This is a genomic window from Pedobacter sp. AC163, from assembly GCF_979258665.1.
In genome coordinates this window covers 3212460-3237790 of the sequence record NZ_OZ409872.1, presented here as the reverse complement: position 1 = coordinate 3237790, position 25331 = coordinate 3212460, and the positions used below count along the sequence as shown (strand labels likewise).

22 protein-coding genes and 1 tRNA gene are annotated in these 25331 nt (G+C 38.6%); 16 read left to right on the top strand and 7 right to left on the bottom strand.

Annotated features, from left to right (window positions below; translation table 11 throughout):
* Positions 1 to 473: 473 nt before the first annotated feature.
* From ACZZZK_RS13965 to ACZZZK_RS13930, 8 genes are all read left to right on the top strand, one after another.
* On the top strand, positions 474 to 1112 hold the full coding sequence (locus ACZZZK_RS13965) for a DUF6266 family protein (protein ID WP_463484662.1): 639 nt from the start codon (positions 474 to 476) through the stop codon (positions 1110 to 1112).
* Positions 1113 to 1210: 98 nt separating this feature from the next.
* Positions 1211 to 1579: a hypothetical protein gene (locus ACZZZK_RS13960; RefSeq protein WP_463484661.1), complete on the top strand. Its 369-nt coding sequence runs from the start codon at positions 1211 to 1213 to the stop codon at positions 1577 to 1579.
* Positions 1498 to 2169 (top strand): C40 family peptidase, encoded by a 672-nt coding sequence (locus ACZZZK_RS13955; RefSeq protein ID WP_463484660.1) that lies wholly within the window; start codon positions 1498 to 1500, stop codon positions 2167 to 2169. The genes ACZZZK_RS13960 and ACZZZK_RS13955 overlap by 82 nt, the downstream gene beginning before the upstream one ends.
* A gap of 10 nt (positions 2170 to 2179) precedes the next feature.
* Positions 2180 to 2647: a hypothetical protein gene (locus ACZZZK_RS13950; protein WP_463484659.1), complete on the top strand. Its 468-nt coding sequence runs from the start codon at positions 2180 to 2182 to the stop codon at positions 2645 to 2647.
* Between the two features lie 1271 nt (positions 2648 to 3918).
* A complete protein-coding gene (locus tag ACZZZK_RS13945) occupies positions 3919 to 4152 on the top strand; it encodes a hypothetical protein (RefSeq protein WP_055907032.1) in 234 nt (77 codons plus the stop codon).
* A 74-nt stretch (positions 4153 to 4226) separates the two neighbouring features.
* Positions 4227 to 4442 carry a hypothetical protein gene (locus ACZZZK_RS13940; protein WP_463484658.1) on the top strand — a complete coding sequence of 72 codons (216 nt, stop codon included), beginning with the start codon at positions 4227 to 4229 and terminating at the stop codon, positions 4440 to 4442.
* Positions 4443 to 4529: 87 nt separating this feature from the next.
* The gene (locus ACZZZK_RS13935; RefSeq protein WP_463484657.1) at positions 4530 to 5735 is read left to right on the top strand and encodes an HlyD family secretion protein; all 1206 of its coding nucleotides are present in this window, start codon (positions 4530 to 4532) and stop codon (positions 5733 to 5735) included.
* Positions 5732 to 7990 (top strand): peptidase domain-containing ABC transporter, encoded by a 2259-nt coding sequence (locus ACZZZK_RS13930; protein ID WP_463484656.1) that lies wholly within the window; start codon positions 5732 to 5734, stop codon positions 7988 to 7990. Before ACZZZK_RS13935 ends, ACZZZK_RS13930 begins: the two co-directional genes overlap by 4 nt.
* Before the next feature lie 21 nt (positions 7991 to 8011).
* Here ACZZZK_RS13930 and ACZZZK_RS13925 read toward each other — a convergent pair whose 3' ends face one another.
* The 3 genes from ACZZZK_RS13925 to ACZZZK_RS13915 all read right to left on the bottom strand — a co-directional run bounded on the left by ACZZZK_RS13925 (position 8012) and on the right by ACZZZK_RS13915 (position 10533).
* Positions 8012 to 8989, bottom strand: coding sequence for a phage integrase SAM-like domain-containing protein (locus tag ACZZZK_RS13925; protein WP_463484655.1), 978 nt, complete (start codon positions 8987 to 8989; stop codon positions 8012 to 8014).
* A 249-nt stretch (positions 8990 to 9238) separates the two neighbouring features.
* Positions 9239 to 9310: transfer RNA gene (locus ACZZZK_RS13920), tRNA-Arg, on the bottom strand.
* 767 nt (positions 9311 to 10077) lie between these two features.
* Entirely contained in the window at positions 10078 to 10533 is a 456-nt protein-coding gene (locus ACZZZK_RS13915; protein ID WP_463484654.1) for a hypothetical protein, read from the bottom strand.
* 254 nt (positions 10534 to 10787) lie between these two features.
* On the opposite strand from ACZZZK_RS13915, the gene ACZZZK_RS13910 reads away from it, so the two are divergent.
* The 6 genes from ACZZZK_RS13910 (at position 10788) to ACZZZK_RS13885 (ending at position 15671) form a co-directional block, all read left to right on the top strand.
* Positions 10788 to 11375, top strand: a complete 588-nt coding sequence (locus ACZZZK_RS13910; RefSeq protein WP_463484653.1) for a hypothetical protein — start codon at positions 10788 to 10790, stop codon at positions 11373 to 11375.
* A gap of 224 nt (positions 11376 to 11599) precedes the next feature.
* On the top strand, positions 11600 to 11887 hold the full coding sequence (locus ACZZZK_RS13905; protein ID WP_463484652.1) for an immunity protein Imm33 domain-containing protein: 288 nt from the start codon (positions 11600 to 11602) through the stop codon (positions 11885 to 11887).
* Positions 11888 to 12487: 600 nt separating this feature from the next.
* A complete protein-coding gene (locus ACZZZK_RS13900) occupies positions 12488 to 12880 on the top strand; it encodes a VOC family protein (RefSeq protein WP_463484651.1) in 393 nt (130 codons plus the stop codon).
* Positions 12881 to 13299: 419 nt separating this feature from the next.
* A complete protein-coding gene (locus ACZZZK_RS13895) occupies positions 13300 to 13593 on the top strand; it encodes a hypothetical protein (protein WP_463484650.1) in 294 nt (97 codons plus the stop codon).
* Positions 13594 to 13656: 63 nt separating this feature from the next.
* Positions 13657 to 14505 carry a carboxylesterase family protein gene (locus ACZZZK_RS13890; RefSeq protein WP_463484649.1) on the top strand — a complete coding sequence of 283 codons (849 nt, stop codon included), beginning with the start codon at positions 13657 to 13659 and terminating at the stop codon, positions 14503 to 14505.
* A 14-nt stretch (positions 14506 to 14519) separates the two neighbouring features.
* Entirely contained in the window at positions 14520 to 15671 is a 1152-nt protein-coding gene (locus ACZZZK_RS13885; protein ID WP_463484648.1) for a ligand-binding sensor domain-containing protein, read from the top strand.
* Between the two features lie 117 nt (positions 15672 to 15788).
* Here ACZZZK_RS13885 and ACZZZK_RS13880 read toward each other — a convergent pair whose 3' ends face one another.
* Together ACZZZK_RS13880 and metG are read right to left on the bottom strand one after the other, a co-directional pair.
* Positions 15789 to 16391 (bottom strand): FMN-dependent NADH-azoreductase, encoded by a 603-nt coding sequence (locus tag ACZZZK_RS13880; protein WP_463484647.1) that lies wholly within the window; start codon positions 16389 to 16391, stop codon positions 15789 to 15791.
* Between the two features lie 238 nt (positions 16392 to 16629).
* The gene (gene metG, locus ACZZZK_RS13875; RefSeq protein ID WP_463484646.1) at positions 16630 to 18738 is read right to left on the bottom strand and encodes a methionine--tRNA ligase; all 2109 of its coding nucleotides are present in this window, start codon (positions 18736 to 18738) and stop codon (positions 16630 to 16632) included.
* A gap of 40 nt (positions 18739 to 18778) precedes the next feature.
* Here metG and ACZZZK_RS13870 point away from each other — a divergent pair, with 40 nt between their 5' ends.
* Together ACZZZK_RS13870 and ACZZZK_RS13865 are read left to right on the top strand one after the other, a co-directional pair.
* Positions 18779 to 19678: a S66 peptidase family protein gene (locus ACZZZK_RS13870; protein WP_463484645.1), complete on the top strand. Its 900-nt coding sequence runs from the start codon at positions 18779 to 18781 to the stop codon at positions 19676 to 19678.
* Between the two features lies 1 nt (position 19679).
* Positions 19680 to 20087 carry a DoxX family protein gene (locus ACZZZK_RS13865; RefSeq protein ID WP_463484644.1) on the top strand — a complete coding sequence of 136 codons (408 nt, stop codon included), beginning with the start codon at positions 19680 to 19682 and terminating at the stop codon, positions 20085 to 20087.
* A 63-nt stretch (positions 20088 to 20150) separates the two neighbouring features.
* Here the strand turns inward: ACZZZK_RS13865 and ACZZZK_RS13860 are convergent, their stop codons facing one another.
* Positions 20151 to 21602, bottom strand: a complete 1452-nt coding sequence (locus ACZZZK_RS13860) for a RagB/SusD family nutrient uptake outer membrane protein (protein ID WP_463484643.1) — start codon at positions 21600 to 21602, stop codon at positions 20151 to 20153.
* Between the two features lie 12 nt (positions 21603 to 21614).
* Positions 21615 to 24761: a SusC/RagA family TonB-linked outer membrane protein gene (locus ACZZZK_RS13855; RefSeq protein ID WP_463484642.1), complete on the bottom strand. Its 3147-nt coding sequence runs from the start codon at positions 24759 to 24761 to the stop codon at positions 21615 to 21617.
* Positions 24762 to 25331 lie beyond the last annotated feature (570 nt).

Sequence of the window (25331 nt, the reverse complement as noted above, 5' to 3'; positions counted from 1 at the left end):
CAAATGATGAAAGGAGAAAAGCTATATGTTCTATATGCCTATATGGTTCAAAACCTAAATGATTGTAATCTTACTGGGAAAGATTGAAGAGGTCCTTCGACAAGCTCAGGATGACAACTGGCGAGATTAATACCCGTCTTAAAAGATCTCTCCGCTACGGTCGAGATGATGGATTGGTTGGATGGGATTGTTGACTCTGCATATCGCTATAGCAATCATGTTATCCAGCCTGGCAAATGATGAAAAGAGAAAAACTATATGTTCTATATGGTTCAAAACCTAAACGATTTCGATCCGTAAAAGAGAATTGCATCGTCTATGGTTCACTTCAGCCCATATTAGATCATCTCGTCCCAATACAGCCTAAAATGCATTTCAGCCTAATAATGTGGACTATGTTTGATCATGGATTTCAAAATATACCGGTATTCAACATCCATTTAAACAATGATCACATTTTAAAATTTAACATTATGGGAAGTTATTCAAAAGGTGCCAACGGCACATTCTCTGGTAAAGTAGGAAGCGTTGTAGGCAGTAGCTGGCGTAGTATTGATTATCTAAAAGGTTTGCCGAAAAAAAGTACCAAAGTGGCAACGATAGACCAGATTACACAACGGGCAAAATTTGCCCTGGCTCCTCTGTATCTAAGGCCAATAAAAGACATTCTTAACATTGGTTTTGGTGATAAAAAGTTAAACAAGATCACGGGCTATAATGCTGCGGTAAAGGTCTTTCTAACACAGGCCGTGGGTGGGGTTTATCCTGATTTTGAAGTAGATTATTCAAAGATGGTAATGAGCAAGGGCTCACTGTCAGTATTCCATGGTCTCGGCTCTACTTTGCAGGGAAGTGATTTAATCTTAACCTGGCAAAACATCTTGAACAGGTACAATTCGTTTGCCGATGATGCATTAATTGTCATTATTTTCAATGAACCGAAAATGATGTATCTCATTTATGAGGAAATGAGCCGGGCTGATTTGACCTATACCGTTAGCATAGGGCCTGAGTTTGCCGGGGATGTATTTTATACCTGGGCGTTTGCTTTAAAAAGAGAAGGCGATGTTGTAGCCAACAGTCAATACCTTGGTTCGTTTACCATGCCTTAATTATTCACTTAAAGTTTGTTTGATGTGGGGCGCCTTTTTAAAGCCAAAAGGCTCTTGAGATGTTCCGCATCAGGCAGCTTTTCTTAAAAATCAAAATCATGAAAACACTATTATTAGGCAGCCAGGCGCTGCTCAAAATTCCATTCATTCATCTGGTAATGCCTTTGCTTCTTTTAGGTTTATGGTTCAGCCTCCCAAAGATTATTGGCTACCTGGAGCCCACTGCTGGCCTGCTTGATGCCGGAGTTGTTCAAGTAATTCTATTGAGTTTTACTTGCTATTTCATACTACTAATTTTCTGCTGGTTGTTGCTTAACCGTTTTTGGCGCTTGGCCGGCCTCACCCAAACTAAACAGATGGTTTCACAATTTCAAACATTAATGACATGGCAACAATTAGGATTTTACTGGGCATCTTTTGCCTTGCTGCTTTTGGCTGGAGTGGGCTGCCTGGCGGCGGTTTTGTAGGCCGGGCTGAGTTTGGAGCAGGAACTTTGGAGTCGGCAGTTGCTAGTAAGCAGTTACCAGCCTTTAGTGTGGCTTACAGAAAAGCAAAGCCTTTGCATCTTATTTCCAGAAAGGTAGTCCCTTATGCGGATAAAAATGCCATTATCTCCATAGCACAATTTCAGATAGGTGTGCGGGAGGCTACAGGCAAAAACGACGGTTTAAACGTAGCGCAATACCTTGCCTATACCGGGGAGCAGACGGGAGCGCCCTGGTGTGCCGCCTTTGTAAGCTGGGTATTTGGAAGGGCAGGTTTCGGTCAGCCTAAAACCGCCTGGAGCCCTGCGCTGTTTCCGCTTCAGAAACATACAACTGACATCCAACCTGCAACTGTATTTGGCATCTATTTTCCTGCTTTAAAAAGGATTGCCCATTGTGGTTTTGTAGAGCACCTGGAGGGGCATTGGATCATCACCATTGAAGGCAATACCAATGTTGCCGGAAGCAGGGAAGGTGATGGCGTGTATCGAAAACGAAGATTGGTAAATACCATCCGGTATTTTGCCGATTGGACCAAAGGGAAGGAGGAAGCAAAGCATGAGAAATTTTAGACTGTTGTTGATGATCATCAGCCTCACCACCGCCTGTGGGAGTATTAAAGATAAACAGCTTCTGAAAGCAAGTACCTCCGAAGCGGAAGCCATTGTAATAAATACGGATTTATCGATCGCTGCTAGCACCAATGAATTAATTACCGACAGTTCCCGGCAAGATTACCTGGTGGAGATTTCACCCCTTGGCGTTTTCACTTATGATGCCGTTAACGGATACAAAGGCATGGCCAGCCAATTGGTGTGGAAAGGAAAATTACAGCAACAAAGGCAGATGAAGCGCAAGGAGGATCAAATTATTGGCGTTAATTACCGGCAAACCCAGGCCACAAAAATAAAAAAGACTCAATTGGAGGAACATCTCAAAAAATCAGATTTGAGTTCAGCCATTTGGCTTTGGCTTGCAGTAGCCGGTGTGATATTCCTTGCGTGGGTGATCCTGGATTCAAGGTTGCGAAAGAAGTTGGCGATGATTTAAATTAAGCGCCGCACAATAAACATCGTACCTGATCGTATTATATACGAGAGCGTTAATTTAGATCAAACGGGAATTGTCCAAAATTGGATGATTCCCGTTTTCTTTTCAGGGCACTCATAAAAAAGCCTTAAAGGTGGTCTTTAAGGCTTAAGGGCTAACATAAAAAGTGGTCCCGACGAGAATCGAACCCAATGCATTTAAAGGCATTTAGAAGCACCTTTCACGATATTTTTATTCAAAACTCACCTGTTACTCACCACAGATATCAGTCTAAATATTGCAATATCTAATGAGCTAAATTTCGTAATAAGATATCAGAAAAACAAGCTAATAATATGGATACACTTTCTTCTCGAACTTTTTTTTATCGACTATTACAAATGAACACTAGCAAGATTGAACACTCAAAGCGTCAACCTTTGATTTCCCAAATTAAGTTCCTTTTTTGAGACATTAACTTAAAAGGAATCTTAAGTCCTATCAAAAGCCAAGTGGAAAAATAAGAGCCCTGTTTAGATCTAAGACTGAAATATCCAAATTAAGGGCTCTCAAAAAGTCGTTGTCAACTAATTTTGCGCTGAATCAATATCAGTATTTTACACTGATATTGTTATTTGAGGTTGGTTTCATACTAACATCCTGTTCGACTAAGCCCTTAGGAAAAAATAATGTTACGTTATTGAAGGCTGCTTATGATGAGATTGAAATGAGTTATAAATTTATTTCCAAATCGGGAAAGAATATATTATCTCAAATGTCTAGATCCATAATGGGTATTGATATGAGCATAAAGATCCTTGAAAATTGCACGAATCCGAACTAAGCTTAGTGTTTGCCATAGAATATATAGTTGGGTTACGTAACGTCAGGAATTTAGGCGGTGCGTTAATATGTTTGCCATCGCATATGCAATAATGTGTCATTCATAATGGGAAACAATGTTCTAAAAGGCCGAGCCAGTTTGCCTCTTTTATTTTAGCTGATTAAGATCAATAGACGAAGGAGATCAGTTAATTTAATTTGGATGAATGAACTTTATCTTTTCGTTAGCATTAGTTATTTCACGCGAACGGGTGAAACAGATAAATATTGTTAAAAAATAAACAACCTTAAAGTTTAATTTATTCTCTCTTGTTGTTACTAATCAGGCACTTATAAAAACCGTTTGTCAATAACATTCGTTTCTTAATTAACCTCGCACTTAAAGGCGATAAATTAAAGGAGTAGCCGAAAACCTCAAACAGAGTAGGCAAAATTAAAATTAAAACGTTATGAAACTTCAAGAGTTAAATTTAAACGAAATGAAAGAAATCAACGGTGGTGGTTTATTTGGTGGTAATGATTCATCGAATTCAGGTGGATTATTAGGATCAATTGGAATTGGTAATTTATTATCATTTTCGAATGAAACACAAGACGGAGATGAATCGAGTAAAACCTCGTTCTCTTTAGGGAATAACATTGGTGGAAGCTTACAAGGGTTATTCCAAAGCTTAACTAGCTAATTTTATTAAGCTCAATTAATTAAAAGGGATTCTTACCAGAATCCCTTTTTTACATTATTAAAAAATGGAACGTCATGGAAAATTTATCTAAAGAACAAATGATGGGTATTAATGGGGGTGGAATTTTTGGGAATAATTATAATGCTACCGGAATTTCTATCCATGCATCATCAGAAAGTTTATTGAGCATAACATTTGTTAGTAATTATGGTGATCGCCGTAACGAAACCAAAATCTCAATAGGGAACAATATCGATCTCGGCTTAGGGCTCGTCAATAGAAATCAATAGAAATATCAAGAAAAAGACCATGAATATTGGTCTTTTTTTATGTTCGCGAAAACCAAATTAATTGAAATGCGTATATAAAATTTAGATATGGACAGTGATAAATACATATTTCCTAAAGAGATTATTGAAAATACAGCAGAGTACCATTTTCATTCTCATAATTCTTATACCAAGGTAATTTATCAGGTTATTCTGGTGGTCCTTGTTATTTCCTTTTTTGCAATCTTTTTAATTAAAGTTGATGTGAATGTTAAAAGCACAGGCCTTTTCCGGCCTACTGCAGAGCGAAATGAAATAAAGCCACTAATTGCTGGGAGGATTGATTCTCTATTTGTAAAAGAGAATATGCATGTTAAAGCTGGCCAGGTTTTACTTACCATTAAAAAGGAAAACATAGAAAGTCAGGATGCTTTAAATCAGTTTCAGCAAACCGACGTAAAAGATCAATTACATGATTTGGGTTTGCTGATTAGCGCTTACAAACGAAATGATTGGTCGAAAAAGTTACCCCTCAAATCTGGCGTTTATGGCCAGCAATATAGTTTTTTTATGCAGCGGGTTACCGAAGCTAAAGCCCGTTATCAACTGGCGCTGAAAAATTTTGAGCGTTATGCTTATTTGTATAACCGCAAGGCTGTTTCAGGAGTTGAATATGATGAAATGAAACTTAAAAAAGACAACGTTTTTAATGAGTTGGGGCTAATCGGTGAAGAACAGGGCAGCAAATGGCAGATGGAACTAAATCAACTTTCCATCCAAAACCAGCAACTTGGCACCAGAGATAAACAATACGAAGAAGAGAAAGAATTTTATACCATTAAAGCTCCCTTAACAGGCACTGTACAACAACTAAAAGGAATACAGCCCGGAAGTTCTGTTTCTGCAAATGAGATTCTAGGAGAAATTTCTCCAGATTCCGGGTTAATTGCGGAAACTTATGTGCAACCCAAAGATATTGGTTTATTAAAAGTGGGTACTAAGGCCAGGTTCCAGATTGATGCCTACAATTATAACGAATGGGGAATGGCGACCGGAAAAGTAATTTCTGTTTCCAGCGATGTTTTTATGCAAAATGGATCTCAGCCTTTTTTCAAAGTCCGTTGCTTGCTCGATGAAAACAGCTTAAAACTCAAAAACGGCTATACGGGTAAAATAAAAAAAGGGATGACGCTGCAGGCAAGGTTTTTCGTAACCAGAAGAACGCTGTTTCAATTGTTATATGATAAAGCTGACGACTGGTTGAACCCAAATGTAATACCAGAAAGCAAAGAAAATCAAGTGTCTAGCCTATGAAATCATTAAGTCAAATTTTTAAGGCTTTTAGCTCAAAACTCGCTTCAAATAAGAAAGCTAAACGCAGCATAATCAAACAGCATGATGTAACAGATTGTGGCGCCGCTTGCTTAGCTTCAATTTCCATTCACTATGGATTGGATTTGCCAATTGCCAGAATAAGGCAATATGCCGGAACTGATAAAAAAGGAACTAATGTTTTAGGGTTGATCGAGGCTTCATCCAGGCTAGGTTTTTCGGCAAAGGGTGTAAAGGCTACTTATGACAATCTTTTCACTATACCTACACCCGTTATTGCCCACGTTAACCACAATAACTTAGCCCATTACATTGTACTTTATAAGGTAACTGAAAATTATGTGGAGGTAATGGACCCGGCTTATGGAGAAATGCAGCGATTAACGCCAAATGAATTTAGGCAAAAATGGACCGGCGTTTTAATTATGTTGCTTCCTGGCGATGATTTTACCGCTGGAACAGAACGAATTTCACTCGAAAAACGGTTTTTATACCTTTTGATGCCGCATAAGTCGATATTGGTTCAGGTGTTAATTGGTGCCATTTTTTACACTATTTTAGGATTATCTACTTCCATATTTTTGCAGAAAATAGTTGATAATGTGCTGCCGGAAGGCAATACCAACTTGCTTAATTTGATGGGCACGGTGATGATTATCATCATTCTCCTGCAAATTTTTATCAACTATGCAAAAACACTTTTAACAATAAAAACTGGTCAGCAAATAGATGCAAGGTTGATTTTAGGTTATTATAAGCATCTGCTAAAATTGCCACAGGCATTTTTTGATACGATGAGGGTCGGAGAAATTATTTCCAGGATGAACGATGCAGTAAAAATCAGGGCCTTTATTAATGATGTGCTGGTGGGTTTTGCAGTCAATATTTTTATCCTCATTTTCTCTTTTGCGCTAATGTTTACCTATTACTGGAAACTTGCGCTAATTATGCTTACCGTTATTCCGTTGTATGCATTAGTTTATTATATTTCGAATCGTTTGAATAAGACTACACAACGGCAGCTGATGGAAAAGAGTGCCGAACTGGAAAATCAACTGGTGGAATCGGTTAATTCGGTAAGCACGATTAAACGTTTCGGGTTGGAAAATTTTTCTAATTTAAAAACAGAAATCAGATTTATAAACTTGCTGAAAACAGTTTACACTTCAGGTACTAACTCTCTTTTGGTGGGTAATGCGAGTGGTTTTATTTCGAGTACATTTTCAGTTATTTTGCTTTGGGCTGGAGCAAGTTTTGTACTTCAAAATCTAATAACACCAGGCGAACTGCTTTCTTTTTACGCTATTATTGGCTATTTCACAGGTCCGGTTATTAGTTTAATTGGAATGAACAAAGTGTTTCAGGATGCCCGGATTGCAGCAGACAGGCTTTTTGAAATTATGGATTTGGAGCGGGAGAAGACTGAAAACCGGATGGATATTACCACTGATATGATTGGTGATATTGAATTTAAAAAGGTTAATTTTAGGTATGGTACACGGGTTACTGTCTTTGAAGGTTTCGACCTCCACATCCCAAAGGGAAAAATAACAGCTGTGGTAGGCGAGAGTGGCTCAGGCAAAACCACTTTACTTTCTTTACTCCAAAATATTTATCCATTGCAATCTGGCAGTATTATGATTGGTGAGTTCGACATCAATTACATCACCAACGAAAGTTTAAGAAAACTCGTTGCCGTAGTACCTCAAGATGTGCATCTTTTTGCTGGAAATGTGATTGAAAACATAGCTGTTGGTGAAATGGAGCCAGATATGAAAAAGATTATCCGCATTTGTGCGCAACTAAATATTATGGATTTTATTGAGCGTTTGCCAAACGGATTTGATACTTACCTTGGTGAGAATGCTACAAATTTATCTGGTGGACAACGCCAGCGTCTGGCTATTGCCCGGGCCTTATATCGGGATCCTGAAATCCTCATTTTGGATGAAGCCACATCATCATTAGATTCTTCATCAGAAGAGCACATTCACAATGCAATATCTTTACTTCGTGAGCAGGGAAAAACCATTATTTTAATCGCTCACCGCCTAAGCACCGTGGTTAATGCCGATAAAATTGTAGTGCTTAAAGAAGGGAAATTAATAGAAGAAGGAACGCATCAAGAATTGGTGAAATTGGATGGAATGTATACCAGCATGTGGCATAAACAATTTCCATCAATTACCGATGCTATAAAGAAAACGAAGGCAAGAAAAGTTGAGCCTAAAAGTTGAAATTTAATTTAGGCTCCTGTATTATTTTTGAGAGTCTTGAATAACCTTAGCCTTTATCTCGCAGATGGGATGGTCCTTATATCGCTCTAAAATTTCCCTTGCCTCTGGAAGGATAGGGATATGCGAGGGTGTCTCAGTTTTTGTCCTGGATGTAAATATCCATTTCTTGCCATCATCGCCAATCTGGATCTCACTTCTCTTGAGTTTTTGCACATCTATGTACGCCAGTCCGGTGTAGCAGCTGAATACAAAAATGTCCCTTACCTGAACGTGGCGCTGTACATGGAGCCTTTTCGACCGCATGGCATCTAGCTCTGCCTGCGTCAGAAAGGTCCTTGGAGAAGGCTTGGCAGTTAATTTATAATGAAGAAAAGGGTTGGCGACAATCCAGCCGCTTGCAAGGCTGAAAAATATGATCTTCTTTAAATGAACGATATACTTCTGCGCAGATATAGCCATGCACTGCTTTTCAACTCTAAGGTAATGCTCGTATCCGGTAATGAAGCCAAAGTCTACTTTGATCAAAGGATAATCAGGTTTATCTAACGTTGCTTTGATGTATTCTTTCAGATGTTTTATCGAGCTCTTGTAGGTCTTAAGTGTGTTCTTGCTATAGCCATTTCCGATGAGTTCGGCAACCTTTATATTATGCTCCTCAAATATTTCGAGAATCATTTTCGACCGGGTACCTTTCCCGAGATAATGGTTGCGGATCGCCTCAGCATCAATTTCCTCGTCACGATCTATCATGCTAGTGTGAATCTTTCGGATCTTTCCTACGACACTCCCCATATAATCGTTGAGGGCACGGCTTTCCTTGCGGGTACCCTTGACCCTGTTACGACTGTTGTCCCATTGATCGGGATCAATTTGCCTTCCGATAGAGATCTCTGATCTTTTCCCGCCAGTGCTGATGCGAAGGTAAATTGGTGAAAGGCCATCTTCACTGTGTTTTTTTTGCTTTTTCAGATAGAAAAGCAGGCTGAAGTTCTGATTCATACGCTTGAATTACTAGGTTAACAAAGTTAGATTTGCAACCCGACTAAATCAAGATGTTCGGAATTCGAACATGCTGACAATCAGTGTTTTAGACTCAATCCGTGGTAGAAATTCGATTCTTTCCAAAACTCACCGAATTACTCACCCAAGTGGGTGAAAACAGCCTGTTTTTGATGGTTTTTGATAAAAAACAAAATCCTGCAACATATTGATTTACAGGATTTTGAATCGTTTTAAAACACATAAAAGTGGTCCCGACGAGAATCGAACTCATATCTAAAGTTTAGGAAACTTCTATTCTATCCGTTGAACTACGGGACCAAGTTTGATTAAACTTATAATAAATAGTTTATTACAATCTGATAATCAATTAATTGACAGCATAAAATAATGATTTATTGCTATTGAAAAATTAATTATTTCTGCAAATATAATAAAACTTTTAACTCAAAAACACCAATTTTTAGATTGGTTTGGCGCATCTGGTGACGCAGATTTCTGAGTTTCGCCCCTTATAAAAGATGAATAAAACCTGCCCTATCAACCTTTCCTCAAAAGGGTGGCTTAAGTGATGAAGAGTAAAGTTTTGTAGGTTTATACATATACACCATAGAGTGGCAGATAGAGACAGACGAAAGAAGATAAGAGATGAACGCCGTCTAAAAGCACAAAAGGAAGAAGACAGCCTTCCAATGTTTACTGAGAAATTTAAAAGCTTAGTCTTTGCTGTGCAATTACCAGTTCTCACACATTTTCTCAGTTCGCAGGCGGTGAGCAACTATAAACGCTATATTTGGTTCTAATGAAATCATCAATAGTAAACGCATTAATATCAATTTTAGCCCTGTTTTTAATAGCATTGGGCTTTTACTGTTTATCAAATGCATGGACGGTTGCCAATGGCAACGGGACATTATATTTAATTAGTGGTTTTATAGTTGGTGGAACTGGAGTCGGTCTGTTTATTTATCTAGTAACAGCCGCGAAGGACTAAGGAATAAAACATAACGTTGCATCGTTCTTCGAACTTTACTGCAACGATGGTCGCTCAATACGCATCTTCGGTACGCGTTCTTTATAAAAACCTATCAGTTTACTCTTTTCAAGTCCAACTTGATCAACACATGATCTACTTCTATTTTGTTGCCATTAACATAATACGGCGGGCTCATCGCATGGGTGATATCGCCTGTTAGCGCCAAAGAGCCATCGGATTCTTTTACAACATTCCAGTTATTGACAAAGTAAATACCTTTCCCTCCTAAACTAAGATTGATGTCTTTGCCATATTTATTTGAGGTGAAAGGAATTGTTATTGCGTTATTATATGAATCCAGAATACTTACATTACCTCCATCAAAGGTTAATTTGATCTGGACATCAGACTCGGGAATATAAGGAGTGATTTGGTGGTTATTGGAATCGAAGTAAGCTATGCTGTATCCATTGCTAATCCATTCCCCTTGAAGTGTTAGGTCAGGCCTATCCTTTTTACAGCTCACAAATAGAAGGGCTAGTAGCATTATTGAGAGGGAGTTTTTCATATTATATAGTAAGCAGCAATTATAGCAATCTCGCTAAACAAATCGTTCCATACTTGACAAATTAACGATTTGATAACACTTAGAATAAGTTCGTAGAATTGATACAGAAATCTCACCAATCGCTTGTGTTAAAACGTCGATCGGATACCGTTGCGGTGCAACTGCTGATCCTCACACATTCTCTCAGTTTCCCGGCGGTGAGCATAATTACAATCCAATTAAAACCACTATCTTGACTTACATTATCTTTTCAAATGTTTGCAGAATTTATCGATAGACCAACTTCAGGCGAGTATCAAGAAAAGCACTTCGGAAATACTGATACTGATTGTTCTTGGGTTAAATTTACTAGCATTAACGGAGAGGAATGGGTGGGCTCATTTCAAAAAGGATGGCTTGATCAATCACTGATAGTTAGACTAATGGATAATCGCAAATATGCTTTTGTTATAGCTAGCGGTTCAGCCTATCTAATTAATATCGCAACTCATCAATTAGTCTATAACGCAGAAACATCATATGTTAAAACGGTTTTGGTAGATGATGAGCAACTTATTGTTTACTATTCAAATGGTTTTGACTTAAGATTAGTTGACATACACGGTAATGAAACTTGTCTATTCGAGTATAGCGGCTTCGATGATATTGAGCTGACTAATATAACGGGTAGTAAGCTATATGCAACCTATTTTGATTACCAAGATATTACTAAGCAATTTCAAATCGAAGTAGATTTGCTTACAAAGAAAGTACTCGATTCGTTTTACAATGTTCAACCATCAGTAATAAGCAGTGAAACACAGATTATAGATAAACCAAGGCCATGGTGGAAGTTCTGGTAGTTGTGATTAGCACAACTTCCTACCATATCTGTTTTATCAATCTCTTCGATATAAAAATGGGCGCTACTGCTAGTCGTTATAAAAGGTAGACAGTTGTAGTCGTATTCGTCTTACCTCTTAAATACAACATCGATAACAAAGCACTGTAGCATATCCAAAACTTCCTCTTAACATTAGTTAATGCAACTATTTTAGATATTGTATATCTTACTTACTCAACTATCATGAACTATAAATTTAACAATCCAAAAAACACAGCTTGCTTTGTTTGCAAGCATGTTCTTAACAAACAAAGACCAATACTATATATAACACATGAAGCGGAAGATGGCTTTTGGCAATTCTTATGTGGGCATGATGACCATCCAAATGATGACGATTACAAAGTGATTTCACTAGAAGAAGTAACTGCAATTGATGAATCTATAAACGATTTATATGAAATGCCAGTGGGTATTGGTGCAACCCGCGAAAGTCAATCTTGTAAATGGGAACCTTTCAATCTTGATTGATTTAGCAAATACCAAAGATGTCTTTATACATCTGCCCCAAATGTGACATTAAAAGCTTTACATGAGCTATCGAAGGTGAACATATCTCTTAACAAATTGAGGTTGTTATTCCTGTGGCTATTTAGCTTTCGAAGATGAACGGCTAGAGCGTATTTGTAAAGTATGCAGGCAAAACTCAGAATCACTTTTGAAAGATGAGTTGAGAGAGCATTGGTGGTGATTGACTTGTGAGCAAGAGGCTGACCATTGATATCCATAAGTTAAACCTTCCCCTTAAAAGAAAGAAAAGCATTGAAAGCTGGATATTAAGAAGTGACGCTGGGAAGTATCTATACAACAATACACGAATTTAAGCTTGTCTTCCCAAGACGCCAAAAGGAACTACGGCATAAACGCTCATGTAGCCAACGCACGACCTATTTATTAGGGGTAACAATTTTGGGTTGTGTAAATATAATTTGGCGCATCTGTTGGCGCAAAACCAATATTTAACCTTAACTAAATAACTTTCAATGTTTCGGATGATATCCTTGGAGGAGGCTATCCTAAACAATAGCGGATGTTATCTGTTGCATTATATATTCACCTCATATTTTTGTTATGGATACGAAAATGATCTGGGCTAATCTGGCCGTAAAAGACCTTGCCCGAACCGCTGAATTTTACAATGCGCTTGGCTTTAAACAAAATGGGGAGCAAACTACCGATCTGGTGAGCTTTTCTTTTGGCAATAATAATTTCATTATTCATTTCTTTACGGAACAGCAATTTACCAATGCAGCAAAGTTAGAAAGCACGGCGCTTCACACCGGAACTGAAATTATATTTAGTCTCTCTGCAGAGAGCCGCGAAGAAGTTGATGCCTGGTTTGAAAAGACGAAGGCTGCTGGAGCCACTATTTACGCCGGGAAAGAAAATTATCAAAAAGGTTACACCTTTGGCTTTTCGGATCCAGACGGACATAAGTTTAACGTGCTTTATTGGCCGTCTTAATTTGAAATTTACTTTCGAAAAACCCGTTGAAAAGAGTCGCTAAAGGCTAACCTACATATAGCATAAAAAATCAGCAGATGCAATATTGTGCATCTGCTGATGTGATCACTTTTTAACTTGTGTGTCTAAAGTGCTTGAGGTAACGTTTAAATACACGAGCGATTCACTTGTGTTTAACCTAAATTATACATCAGTTAGTTCCAGATGTACATTCCTAAATACGAATTCACTTTCAAGTTGGATTTTCAGAAATCATCCTCATCATTCATTTAATTGATTTAGTGACACATAGAATGAGTACAATATCATTATTTGATTAAAAAATAGGCTTAAACCAGGAAGGATTTACAAGCTGATGTGTACTAGTGAAATAATAAAATAATTGCTATTTATGCTCTCAGAGGCATTCTGCACCTAGTGTGGAATCCGACAACAAAAATCTGCGCTTAATCGACATATATTTTAATCAGAATTTTGAAGATTATCTGGAAGGATTGTACCACAAAATCATTCCCGAGGTAATTGAGAAAAAATTAAGCTTTGAAGATCCTAAAATTGCCCGCCGAATGGCCGAGCTTGACAAGGTCTTTGGCTTAACGTATTACCCAGAAAGCAGCAGGCTTTACTCGATCGATATGGACCAAGCTAAGAACAATTGGCTACGTAATGGGAAGAATTTATGTCCCGCTTACAAAGATTTGAATATCGCTTAAATAAGCTAACTTGCTCCTGTCAACATTTCGAATTTAAGTGCCTCCAGTAAGCTAATCACACAAATGCTCCAACGAATATTCCACCATATCTTAATCACTCTTTTTTTCCTGTTAACAATAAATGCAAATCTTGCTTTTGCGCAAAAAAAGATTGTAAAGGAAACCATTGTTGATAGTTTGACTTTCTTGCAGAACAGGAAAATAGTAAATAGCTTAAATTCTAAAGTATGGCTCAAGAGGGATTTCATTCTTGATAGCATCCAAATTCCTTATCGACTGCTTTTACCTAAAGCACCTAAACCCGGCAAGAAGAGTTACCCTTTAGTGATTACTTTTCATAACTCCACCAGAATTGGAAATGACAATGAGCAACAACTGGAGCCACTGGCAAAAATCTGGCTCCGACCTGAAATTTATCATGATTATCCATGCTATGTGGTGGCACCGCAATTTAACAGGCGATCGTCCAATTATGCGAAGGATGAGGCGGGTACTTTAATTGCAAAACCTTCTGCGGATGTTTCTGCTTTATTGAAATTGATTGACCAATTGACAGATGAATATCCTGATATTGATCGAAATAGAATCTACCTGATCGGCTACTCAATGGGTGCCTCTACTGCACAAAATCTACTGAACCTGGCGCCAGACAAATTTGCAGCAACAGTTTCTATCGCAGCCGTTTCAGATTTCTCTAACCTTCAAAAGATTAGTCAAAAAAACATTTGGCTCATCCATGGCGAAAAAGACGATGAAAACCCTTACCAGAGTAGCTTGGCTTTGTTTAATCGATTGGTTTCCGACAAAAATCTCGTTTTCACAACCTTTACCAATTTAAACCATAACAACATTGTAATCCCCTTTTTATTAACTGAGGAGATTCCAAAATGGCTGTTTAGCAAACGGAAATAATTTTTGAGAAAACAATGATCGCACCTGCAGGAAACCAGTATCTGTTTAATCGGAATTTGATGTTGAAGGCGAAGCGAATTTGGCTTTACCTGCTACTTTTTGGCGGCTCATTAATCGTCTTAATCGTTGCAGCGATGATCGACCCAAATGCTGGAAAAGGGATTAACGGATTGACTGTCAAAAATCGATACAGCCAAAGAAATATCAACCCTTTAATGCTAAAGTACACCACTGGCATCCGCTCTATTTTTGCAGATCGCAAAGGAGATATCTGGTTTGGCAGTCACCAGGAGGGTGTTGCGCTGCTTCATAAAGGGAAATTTCAATATTTTAGTAAGGCGAACGGTTTAAGTGATCATCAGGTAAGGAACATTTATGAAGATAAAAATGGTATCGTTTGGTTTGAGTGCGGCAGGGGCTTAAGCCGATATCAAGACGGTAAAATGGCAGTTTATAGCCAGAAGGATTACCATAAAAAAAACGACTGGAAGCTCAACGAGAACAGTATTTGGTTTAAGGGAAATGAGATGGAAGCCTATAATCAGCTTGAAGGCAACCCCGGCGTATACGAATATGATGGAAAAAAGCTCTACTACCGTACATTTCCTATTCGTTCCAGAATAGGGCATGAAAATCATTTCTCAATTTCCACGGCTTTTGTGAAAGGCAAAAATGGCAGACTTTGGTTTGGCTCCTATGGCGCAGTAGTGGGCTATGATGGGAACAATTTTAAAATTCTGAACGACTCGACTCTGGGTTTGAGCGATAAAACCAGGCGGCTTCACGCCAGAGCCATCATGGAAGATCGTGAAGGCAACCTTTGGATTGGCAACAACGGGATAGGTGTATTGAGATACGACGGCAATAAGACTGTTAATTTTACTGTTGAACAAAAACTTAGAAAAGCCGACACCGGGGGGAATTCGTTAGAAAAAGTTTTTGCACTTGCAGAGGATCAGGCTGGAAATATCTGGTTTGGAACCGTAGGATCTGGTGTATGGCGATATGATGGAAAGTTGATGAAAAATTTTACTAAAGCAGATGGGCTGGAGAGCCAACACATCTGGACAATCTACAAAACCCCGCAAGGCGAATTGTGGTTCGGCGGCGCAAACCCAAGTGGAGTATACCAGTTAACAGGAGATAGGTTTGAAAGGAAATTTTGAACTTTAGATCCGTAAGTTAAACTACCAAGCCAATAGGTCGCAGCTGCTACTGTGGCTTATGGCTTGGCAGGTTTAGTTTGAAATCAAACTTTTTATTTTTTATCAGTGCAAAAATTATTACGCAATTTCAATATTTTCTATCCCCTTTTCTAAAGCAGTTTCTTTTAGATCAGGCATATTTACGCCTTCTACTCTGAAAACAGTAACATCTGTCATTCCCAGAAAGCCGAGAACAGCTTTCAAATAAGGTGCGGCAAAATCATACGCCTGCATCGGCCCATCAGAATATACGCCACCAGAGGCAATGGCCAGATAAACTTTTTTCCCTTTAACTAAACCTTCAGGTCCGCTTGCTCCGTACTGAAAGGTAACGCCAGCTCTGGCGATGTGATCAATCCATGCTTTAAGCGTAGAATGGATGCCGAAATTGTAAAAAGGTACACCAATTACTAAAATGTCAGCATCTTTTATTTCCTGAATCGCCTCATCAGAATGTTGTACCGCAAGCCGATTTTCAGGACTTCTCTGTTCAACAGGCATATAAAAAGCGTTGAGATGCGCTTCCTCCAGGTGAGGGAAATGCTTGTTGATAAGATTACTCTCCTTAACCTTTGATCCTGGGTATTTCGATTGAATTTTATCGACAATGGCATTACCTAGTTTAATGCTCATGGAGGCCTCTCCACGAGGACTTGAAATAATATGAAGGATATTTTTCATCTGTATATATTTTTTTAAGGGTGATGAAGCGATCAGATTGATTCATTCCACTAAGTGGTTTCGAAAAAATATGAGGCTTCCTGTTTTTAAATTTACCAGACAAATTTAGCCGTAACACCTGAGCAAACCTCCTTACTATCCCAAAGGGTAGTGCTATCCTTTGGGATAGCCTCAATAAAATCAGGCACAAAAAAAGCCCCGAATAACTCCGGGGCTTGATGCAAATCCTAATGATATATTATCGAATAATACTACCTTCTTGAAACTTTTCAACCGGCGCAACAAAAGTTAATTTACCTTCCGAATTTTCGGCCATCAAAATCATTCCCTGTGATAAAATTCCTTTAATTTCACGGGGAGCAAGATTAACAATCATGCTCACTTGCTTGCCGATAATATCTTCTGGCTTATAATATTCTGCAATACCTGAAACTACGGTTCGTTCATCAATACCGGTATTTACGGTTAGTTTTAATAACTTTTTGGTTTTCTCTACCTTTTCGGCCGCTACGATGGTTGCCACACGGATATCCATTGCAGAAAAATCATCGAAATTAATATTCTCTTTAGCAGGAGTAGCCACAACAGCACTCGCGGCATTGGTTGCTTTACTTTGATTCAGTTTTTCAATCTGAAAATCGATTTCAGCATCTTCAATTTTCTCGAAAAGAAGTACGCCTTCTCCAATCTGGTGACCGCGTTTAAGCAAACTCACACTTCCGGCATCATCCCAATCATGACCACCATTCACCAGCATCTTCATCAACTTCTCGGCTGTAAACGGTAAGAAAGGCTCAATTAAGATTTGAATATTTGCTGCGATTTGGAGCGACAAGTGCAAAATGGTCCTTACACGGTCTTCATCTGTTTTAATCAGCTTCCAGGGTTCAGTTTCTGCTAAATATTTATTCCCCAAACGGGCAACATTCATCACTTCAGATAATGCCTCTCTAAAACGATAATTCTCAATTGAAGCCGATATTTTTGCCGGATAACCTGCCAGCTCATCAATTACAGCTTGATCAACTTCAGTAATTTCCATGCAGGTGGGCACAATCCCATTGAAATATTTATGTGTAAGTACCACTACACGGTTTACAAAATTGCCAAGTATAGCGACAAGCTCGTTATTGTTTCTGGCCTGAAAATCTTTCCAGGTAAAATCGTTATCCTTTGTTTCCGGTGCTGTTGCGGTAAGTACATAACGTAACACATCTTGTTTGCCTTCAAACTCACGCAGGTATTCGTTTAACCAAACCGCCCAGTTTTTAGAGGTAGAAATTTTCTGTCCTTCGAGGTTTAGAAACTCATTGGCTGGTACATTGTCGGCCAGGGTATACTCGCCATGCGCCATTAACATGGCCGGGAAAATGATGCAGTGAAAAACAATATTATCCTTGCCAATGAAATGTACCAATTTGGTTTCATCACTTTTCCAATATTCCTCCCAACCACATTTATCCGCTTCGTAATTACTGATGTAATATTCTTCCGCTTTTGGATTCCAAACATCGAGTTTGGCATAGTTACAAAGTTCTTTTGTGGCAGAGATATAGCCAATCGGTGCATCGAACCACACATACAATACTTTACCTTCGGCATCGCGAAGCGGAACACGTACGCCCCAATCTAAATCGCGAGTCATGGCCCGGGGCTGTAATCCAGCATTCAACCAGCTTTGGCATTGTCCGTAAACATTTGGTCGCCACTCTTTATGGCTTTCAATATAAGTCCGAAGGCGATCTTCATATTGATCTAAAGGTAAAAACCAGTTTTTAGTTTCCTTTAAGATGGGTTTATCTCCTGAAAGCGTAGATTTTGGATTAATTAAATCGGTAGCATTTAAAGTAGAACCACAATTCTCACACTGATCGCCATAGGCGTTCTCATTGCCACATTTTGGGCAAGTACCCGTGATGTATCGGTCGGCTAAAAATTGTTTCGCCGTAGGATCATAATATTGCTCGGTAATTTCTTCGGTAAACACACCTTTATCATAAAGGGTTTTAAAAAAATCTGAAGCCGTTTGATGATGGGTTTGAGAAGAGGTACGGTGATAAATATCGAAAGAAACCCCAAACTCTTTAAAGGAATCGCCGATAATTTTATGGTATTTATCTACTACTTCCTGAGGAGTAATTCCTTCGCGTTTTGCCTTCAAAGTAATTGGCACACCGTTTTCATCCGACCCACAGATGAACTTCACATCGCGTTTATTCGACCGAAGGTAGCGAGCATATATATCAGCAGGAATGTAAACACCCGCAAGGTGCCCAATATGTACGGGTCCATTGGTATATGGAAGCGCTGCCGTTACGGTATATCTTTTTATTTTACTATTATCCAAAACAATTTTTATTAATTTGGCAAAGATAAGTGTTTTAAAGATGATTAAGCAGCCCCCGTATTTAAAAAAAGGAGATAAGATTGCCATAGTTTGTCCGGCAAAGAAATTACCTAAATCCATTGATAGTGCAATTTCCATTCTGGAAAATTGGGGCTTAGAAGTTATAGTGGGCGAAAGCGTATATGCAAGTCACCATCAGTTTGCCGGTACAGATCAATTGAGAACCCAAGATATTCAGCGTTTTTTGGATGATGAAACCGTGAAAGCGATTATCTGCGGTCGCGGAGGTTATGGCACCATCCGAATTATCGACGAGCTTGATTTTACAAAGTTTAAGCAGAACCCGAAATGGTTTATTGGATTTAGTGATGTGACGATTTTACTATCGCACATTATAGCGCAAACCCAGATGCAATGCTTACATGCGCAAATGCCTTACACTTTCGATGAATCTACCCCTGAAGCTTTAGCATCATTAAAAAAGGTGATTTTTGGTGAGCGGCAAACTTATCATTATAACAGCGAATTTAATAATCAACCGGGTGTTGGAACAGGCATTTTAATAGGTGGAAATTTAACATTACTTGTCATGATGCAGGGATCAGTTTCGGAGATGGATTTTGATGATAAAATTTTATTTCTCGAAGATGTGGGTGAGCAAGAGTACAGTATTGATAGAATGCTGAGAATGCTGAAGCGTGCCGGAAAGCTAAAAAACCTTCGAGGCTTAATTATCGGAGCATTTAATGAAATAGCAGAAGAGAAGATCTCTTTTGGCCAAACGGCAGAGCAGGTAATTTGGGATATCGTGAAAGATTACGATTATCCTGTTTGTTTCAATTTCCCCACCGGACATATTGAAAATAATTTAAGTATGGTTTTAGGGGCTGAAGTAGAATTAAAAGTAGAAAAAAACGACGTTCAATTTAAATATTTATAACATGGCAATTTTTGATAGTTTGGGTAAGTATCGCAACACTGGCCTAATAATTCTCCGCATTGGTTTAGGGGTGATGTTTATTATTCATGGTTTTCCAAAATTGGCTGGCGGTCCTTCTGGCTGGGCAGGTTTAGGCGGCAGCATGAAAGTTGTCGGCATTGATTTCTTACCCGTTTTTTGGGGCTTTATGGCTGCCGTAGCTGAAACCTTTGGCGGCTTCTTGTTAATTGTGGGGTTATTTTTTCGCCCTGCCTGTATGTTATTGGTTTTTACAATGGCTATAGCCGCTTTGGTTCATTTTGGAAAAGGCGATGGCCTGAGAGGCGCAAGCCATGCAATAGAGTTGGGTATTGTATTTTTCAGCTTGATTTTTATCGGCCCTGGAAAATATAGTGTAGATAAGAAGTAAGTTATTTTTGATTAACGCAAAAAGCCAGCGAATGCTGGCTTTTTGCGTTAAGAATGGTCATGACTAATTTTGTGTAGCCAATTTGTTATTCTGTATTTCTGTTGCCGAGATCGGCCAAATGTAACCAGCAGTATTGAAAGGAATAGCTGGAGCTGTACCCTGCGGACCACTTTTAGCTACGAAACCCGCACCTAAACGCATGATATCTGGAGATCTAAATCCTTCGCCTAAAAGTTCTATTCTTCTTTCTGTGAGAATGGTTGCTTTAAGGTTTGCAGGAAATAAGTCTGCCGCAGGAAATACGTAAGTAGGGTTTGAACGCTGTCTAACTGCGGTTAGTAATGCGATAGAACGGTTAGGATCACTTACTACTGTTGCTTCTGCTAAGTTTAATAAAACTTCGGCATATCTGATTACTGGAATGTAATCTGTATAGGGAGAAGGTTTTTTAAACTTGGTTAAATAGGTATTTGCACCTACTGCTGTAGTTAAGGCTTTTCTAGCATCTGGTGAAGCTGCAGCAAATGCAGCATTACCAAATATACCAGCGGTATTTAGGAAATATTCCTGATTTCCGCCTAAACTTTCTAAATTGTAGTAATAAGCCAATTGATTTTGTGTACCAGGTGCATCAAGCTCCGTCATCGGAAAAGATAAAAGCGCTTCAGGCCCAACATAATTTCCACCAAAAACATTAGCAATACTGGCATCTAATCTATTTGCCACACCAGTAGTAGCAGTAAATGGTGCGGTGGCTGTTACAATTTTGTTTGCTTCAGTTACAACAGAAGCTAGGTTGCCCATTGATAAATATACACGCGTTTTTAATGCGATTGCCGTATTTCTCGAGGCTCTGGTTGCTATTAGCGTTAAAGCCAAATCTGGCTCTGCCTCATTCAAATCTTTCAAAATCTGCGTATAAACCTCAGCTACGGTACTTCTTTTTAAATCATTTCCTGTTAAATCTTTTTCAGCCCTAAGCCTTAACGGTACGCCTAAACTTGCGCCGTTATCAGTGATATAAGGTTTAGCATAAAGTTGCAAAAGACTGTAATAGCATAATGCCCGCATTACTTTTGCTTCCGCAATGTATTGTTTGGATAATGCAGGTGTCAAAATCGCCGAATTTGCCGTGATCCCTTCCATCACTAAATTAGCTCTGTTAACTGCCGCGTAGATGGCACCCCACAAACCAGTAACTTCACTAGTATTAGATACCAGGTTGAAGCGCCAGGTTTCTAGGTTTGTAACACCGTTTGGTTTATTAACAATAAATTCTTCCCCGCGAATGTCGTTATAAACCAAATAACGCCCCCCATAAAAGTTGCCATTTTTTACTCCTGCGTAAACACCTCTGAGCTCAGAAAGTATTCGATCAGGATTTGAAAATGCCTCTTCAGTTGGCAATGATGTTTTCGGTGCTGTATCTAGAAAATCCTTTTTACAAGCGGTTGTAAACAACAACGGCGCAGCAACAAAAAGGTATTTTATTTTATTATTTATATTAATTTTCATATTTACCTAAGTTTAAAATCCAACATTAATACCAAAAGTGAATGTTCTCGCAGATGGAACTGAGTTTCTATCCACACCAGGTGCTAAACTTCCACTGTTTCCTGTGGCTGTCGAGTTACCATTCACCGACACCTCAGGATCTGGTCCCGGATAGTTAGAAATGATCCATAAGTTGCTCGATTGTGCATAAACCCTTACATTAGAAATTCCATATTTATTCAAAAATTCTTTCGGTAAAGTATAACCTAAAGCGAGGTTACGAACCTTTAAAAAGTTACCAGAGAATACATTTTGTGATTGTGCAAACGCAGAACCATTGGATACGTTATCGCCGTAAACCAAACGAGGAATATCGGTAACCTGACCAGGTGTAGTCCATCTGTCCATCATTCCGGCTTCATTATTCCAGAAACGCTGATCGCGAAGACCTGCCAATGATCCGTAATAAACTTTATTACCACCTGAAAAGGTTAAACCTAATGTTAAGTCGAATGCTTTGTAACGGAAATTATTGTCTAAACCACCAAACCACTTTGGAATTGCCTGACCGGTGATGGTGGCATCTAAAGCTGCATCAATTGCTGGTGCATTTGTTCCTGCATTTGGTCCGTCTAAATATTGGTAACGGGCTGCTGCTGCTCTTTGAAAGCTAAACCTTAGTTTTTGTCCAAACCTGTTTACAAAAATTCGCTCTCCGGTAGCTGGATCAACACCTGCAGTTGGTACCGTATAAATTGATCCGATAGGATAACCTACACGAGTAATGTTAGCCGTTTCCAATTGGGTAACTCCAAATAAGTCAGCGTTGTTATTTCCCAATGCAGTCACTTCATTTTTTAAAGTACTAAAGGTAAATGAGGTCGACCACGAGAAGTTATCATTGTCTATATTTTTAGAGTTAACTGCAAACTCAAATCCTTTGTTATACATCTTACCAACGTTAGTTGTGATAGCATTTCCAGGAATACCTTTAGATGGCGATTGAGGTGCATTTTGCACTAAATTATCTATATTATTATGATAATAATCAACATCCAATGAGAAACGACCGCCTAAGAATTCTAAGTTTACACCAACATCTGCTTTTTTACTTGTTTCCCAGGTTAAGTTGGGATTACCCGCCTGAGTGAAAGACAGTGCGGCATCTGAACCATATAAGCCCGGACTGTATAAATATAAAGCAGGGTAGTTTCCGATATTAATGTTACCAACCTCTCCATAACTACCACGAATTTTAACACGAGTTAATATTTTGCTGATTCCAGATTCTTTGTAGAAATTTTCTTCAGAAATAGCCCAACCAGCCGAAGCGCCACCAAAGTTACCGTATTTGTTACCATCAGATAAACCAGAGTAACCATCACGGCGGAATGAGCCCGTTAAGTAATATTTCTTTTTATAGTCATAGTTTACGCTTCCGAAAAATGAACGGAAAGCGTTGTCAAACTGTACTAAGTTGGCCGGTGTAATTGCACCAAATGAACCTTGATAAACCTCAATAAAAGGATCGATTACATTTTGACGGGTAGCACCGTAACCATAAGCCTTAGTGTACTGATCTTCAGCACCGATAAAAGCACCAACGGTATGATCGCCAAAAGTATTGGCATAGTTTAAAGTGTTAGACCAGTTCCATCTGCTATTTTTTACGTAGTTACTTGTTGCACCGCCATTATAAGCAAATCCATCACCCTGCAGGCGATTTACAAAAACATTATTATCAAGCTTTAAATTATCAATACTGTAATTGGTTTTAAAAGTTAAACCTTTAAGGATTTGAACCGAAACATACCCATTAGCGATTAAGCGGTCACTTTCGGAAGTATTCCTATCCATATTAACCAAAGCAGCAGCATTTGGATAGTTAGATGCAATTAAATTTGCCCCTAAACCTATTGCTGAACCTGCAACGTTGTACGAGCCATCTTCATTGTATGGAGAGACGTTCGGTGGCAAAACTAGCGCCAAACGACCTAAACCACCTGTATTAAATGATGATCCTGGAAGTGAACCTGTATTTGGTGCACGATTTAGCGTATTACTGTAAGAAAAGTTGGTTCCGATCGTTACATTTTTAAACAACTTATGATCTAAGTTTACGCGGCCATTTTTTCTTTCGAATGAGTTATTGATGATGAAACCCTCCTGGTTGCTGTAACCCAAGGAAACAAAGTAAGAAGTTTTTTCACTTGCTCCAGAAAAGTTTAAAGCATGGTTTTGAGAAGTGGCCGTTCTATAAGCATAGTCATACCAATTCGTCTCAACCTGAGAACCATCAGATCTGGTTTGTAGGAAAAATGCAGGAGCCAAACCGATATTGGTTCTAGCTTCATTTTTGATTTGAACATATTCTGCGGCATTTAATAAAGGATTAAGATTTTGAGCTTTAGATGACCCCACCCATCCTTCGTAATTTACCTTTGTTGTTCCTTGCTTACCTTTTTTAGTGGTGATTACCACTACGCCATTGGCTGCTCTTGAACCATAAATAGCTGAAGAAGCCGCATCTTTTAAAATGTCGATAGACTCGATATCTGCTGGATTGATATCACCCAAAGCATTACCAGCAGCGCTATTACTAGATTGATCACCTGTAAAAACGGGAATACCATCAACAATGATTAATGGGTAAGAACTTAAAGAGATGGAATTAACACCACGAACCCTAAATACAGGCGGGTTGTTTAACAAACCATTTGGTTGAATGATGTTAACACCAGCAGCTTTACCCGCTAAAGCTTGCTCAAAACTTTGAACAGGCTGATTTTTTAGTTTCTCACCACTTACGCTGGCGATGGAACCAGTTACGTCTCTTTTGGCCTGAGTGGTATAACCTGTAACCACGACATCAGATAAGGTTTTTGAATCACCTGATAGTGTAACATTAAGCACATTCCCCGAGCCGATTGGGCGCGTTTGAGTTGAAAAGCCGATGTAAGAAAATTCTAATGCTGAGGCTTGTGAGGTGATTCTGATTGAATATTTACCATCTGCAGCTGTTGTGGTTCCGCCTGCAGCCCCTTTAATTTTTACACTTACTCCAGGGAGCGGCAAGCCGTCTTCCTTTCCTGTAACTGTACCAGTGATTGTTCTGTCTTGAGCTATAGCACTTCCTGCTATAAACAATAGAATGAACAAACTTTGTAGAAGTTTTTTCATAAAATTTTGTTTGGTTTAGTTAATGATTTTCTAAATATAAAATTTAACAACCTGTAATACAAATTTTACATAATAAAAAATAAGCGTTAAAAATCTAAAACGCTGCATAAAGCCATATAAAAAGGCTAATAAAGCCATAAATTAGCCCAACTCCATTAATATATTATCTAAAAAAAGATACTATAATCGAATTAAACCTACAGTAACAAAAATTTTCATCAAAGTATGAGCTCAAAACTTTTTACTTGTGGGAGAAGATTAAATATTTAAGGTTTATAAAAATATTTAATGCGATTTATAACCGATTTCGACAACATTCGGCATACATCACAGGTATCCTGACGCCAGTAACGCTTTTTCATGAATTTAAATTAGTTGTTTGATTTATTAAGCTTTGTGAGTTCCAATGTGATATTTAAAGTATTGTAAATCAAATATTACAACCTGATTCGCAATTAGAAAAACAGATTAGAGATGTTATGACTTTAGATTACTATAAGAGTTTACTAATGGTGTTCTTTCTATAAAACAAGGTTATTTAAATGTCGACAATCCAAGCAATAGCTATGG

Excerpts from the sequence above, each read along its gene's own strand:
- ACZZZK_RS13855 (WP_463484642.1), bottom strand. The coding sequence starts at position 24,761 with ATGAAAAAACTTCTACAAAGTTTGTTCATTCTATTGTTTATAGCAGGA.
- ACZZZK_RS13865 (WP_463484644.1), top strand. The coding sequence starts at position 19,680 with ATGGCAATTTTTGATAGTTTGGGTAAGTATCGCAACACTGGCCTAATA.
- ACZZZK_RS13915 (WP_463484654.1), bottom strand. The coding sequence starts at position 10,533 with ATGAAAAACTCCCTCTCAATAATGCTACTAGCCCTTCTATTTGTGAGC.
- ACZZZK_RS13905 (WP_463484652.1), top strand. The coding sequence starts at position 11,600 with ATGAACTATAAATTTAACAATCCAAAAAACACAGCTTGCTTTGTTTGC.
- ACZZZK_RS13960 (WP_463484661.1), top strand. The coding sequence starts at position 1,211 with ATGAAAACACTATTATTAGGCAGCCAGGCGCTGCTCAAAATTCCATTC.
- ACZZZK_RS13910 (WP_463484653.1), top strand. The coding sequence starts at position 10,788 with ATGTTTGCAGAATTTATCGATAGACCAACTTCAGGCGAGTATCAAGAA.
- ACZZZK_RS13940 (WP_463484658.1), top strand. The coding sequence starts at position 4,227 with ATGGAAAATTTATCTAAAGAACAAATGATGGGTATTAATGGGGGTGGA.
- ACZZZK_RS13950 (WP_463484659.1), top strand. The coding sequence starts at position 2,180 with ATGATCATCAGCCTCACCACCGCCTGTGGGAGTATTAAAGATAAACAG.
- ACZZZK_RS13885 (WP_463484648.1), top strand. The coding sequence starts at position 14,520 with ATGATCGCACCTGCAGGAAACCAGTATCTGTTTAATCGGAATTTGATG.
- ACZZZK_RS13860 (WP_463484643.1), bottom strand. The coding sequence starts at position 21,602 with ATGAAAATTAATATAAATAATAAAATAAAATACCTTTTTGTTGCTGCG.
- ACZZZK_RS13880 (WP_463484647.1), bottom strand. The coding sequence starts at position 16,391 with ATGAAAAATATCCTTCATATTATTTCAAGTCCTCGTGGAGAGGCCTCC.
- ACZZZK_RS13930 (WP_463484656.1), top strand. The coding sequence starts at position 5,732 with ATGAAATCATTAAGTCAAATTTTTAAGGCTTTTAGCTCAAAACTCGCT.
- ACZZZK_RS13900 (WP_463484651.1), top strand. The coding sequence starts at position 12,488 with ATGGATACGAAAATGATCTGGGCTAATCTGGCCGTAAAAGACCTTGCC.
- ACZZZK_RS13955 (WP_463484660.1), top strand. The coding sequence starts at position 1,498 with ATGGCAACAATTAGGATTTTACTGGGCATCTTTTGCCTTGCTGCTTTT.
- ACZZZK_RS13945 (WP_055907032.1), top strand. The coding sequence starts at position 3,919 with ATGAAACTTCAAGAGTTAAATTTAAACGAAATGAAAGAAATCAACGGT.
- ACZZZK_RS13925 (WP_463484655.1), bottom strand. The coding sequence starts at position 8,989 with ATGAATCAGAACTTCAGCCTGCTTTTCTATCTGAAAAAGCAAAAAAAA.
- ACZZZK_RS13870 (WP_463484645.1), top strand. The coding sequence starts at position 18,779 with ATGATTAAGCAGCCCCCGTATTTAAAAAAAGGAGATAAGATTGCCATA.
- ACZZZK_RS13890 (WP_463484649.1), top strand. The coding sequence starts at position 13,657 with ATGCTCCAACGAATATTCCACCATATCTTAATCACTCTTTTTTTCCTG.
- ACZZZK_RS13965 (WP_463484662.1), top strand. The coding sequence starts at position 474 with ATGGGAAGTTATTCAAAAGGTGCCAACGGCACATTCTCTGGTAAAGTA.
- ACZZZK_RS13935 (WP_463484657.1), top strand. The coding sequence starts at position 4,530 with ATGGACAGTGATAAATACATATTTCCTAAAGAGATTATTGAAAATACA.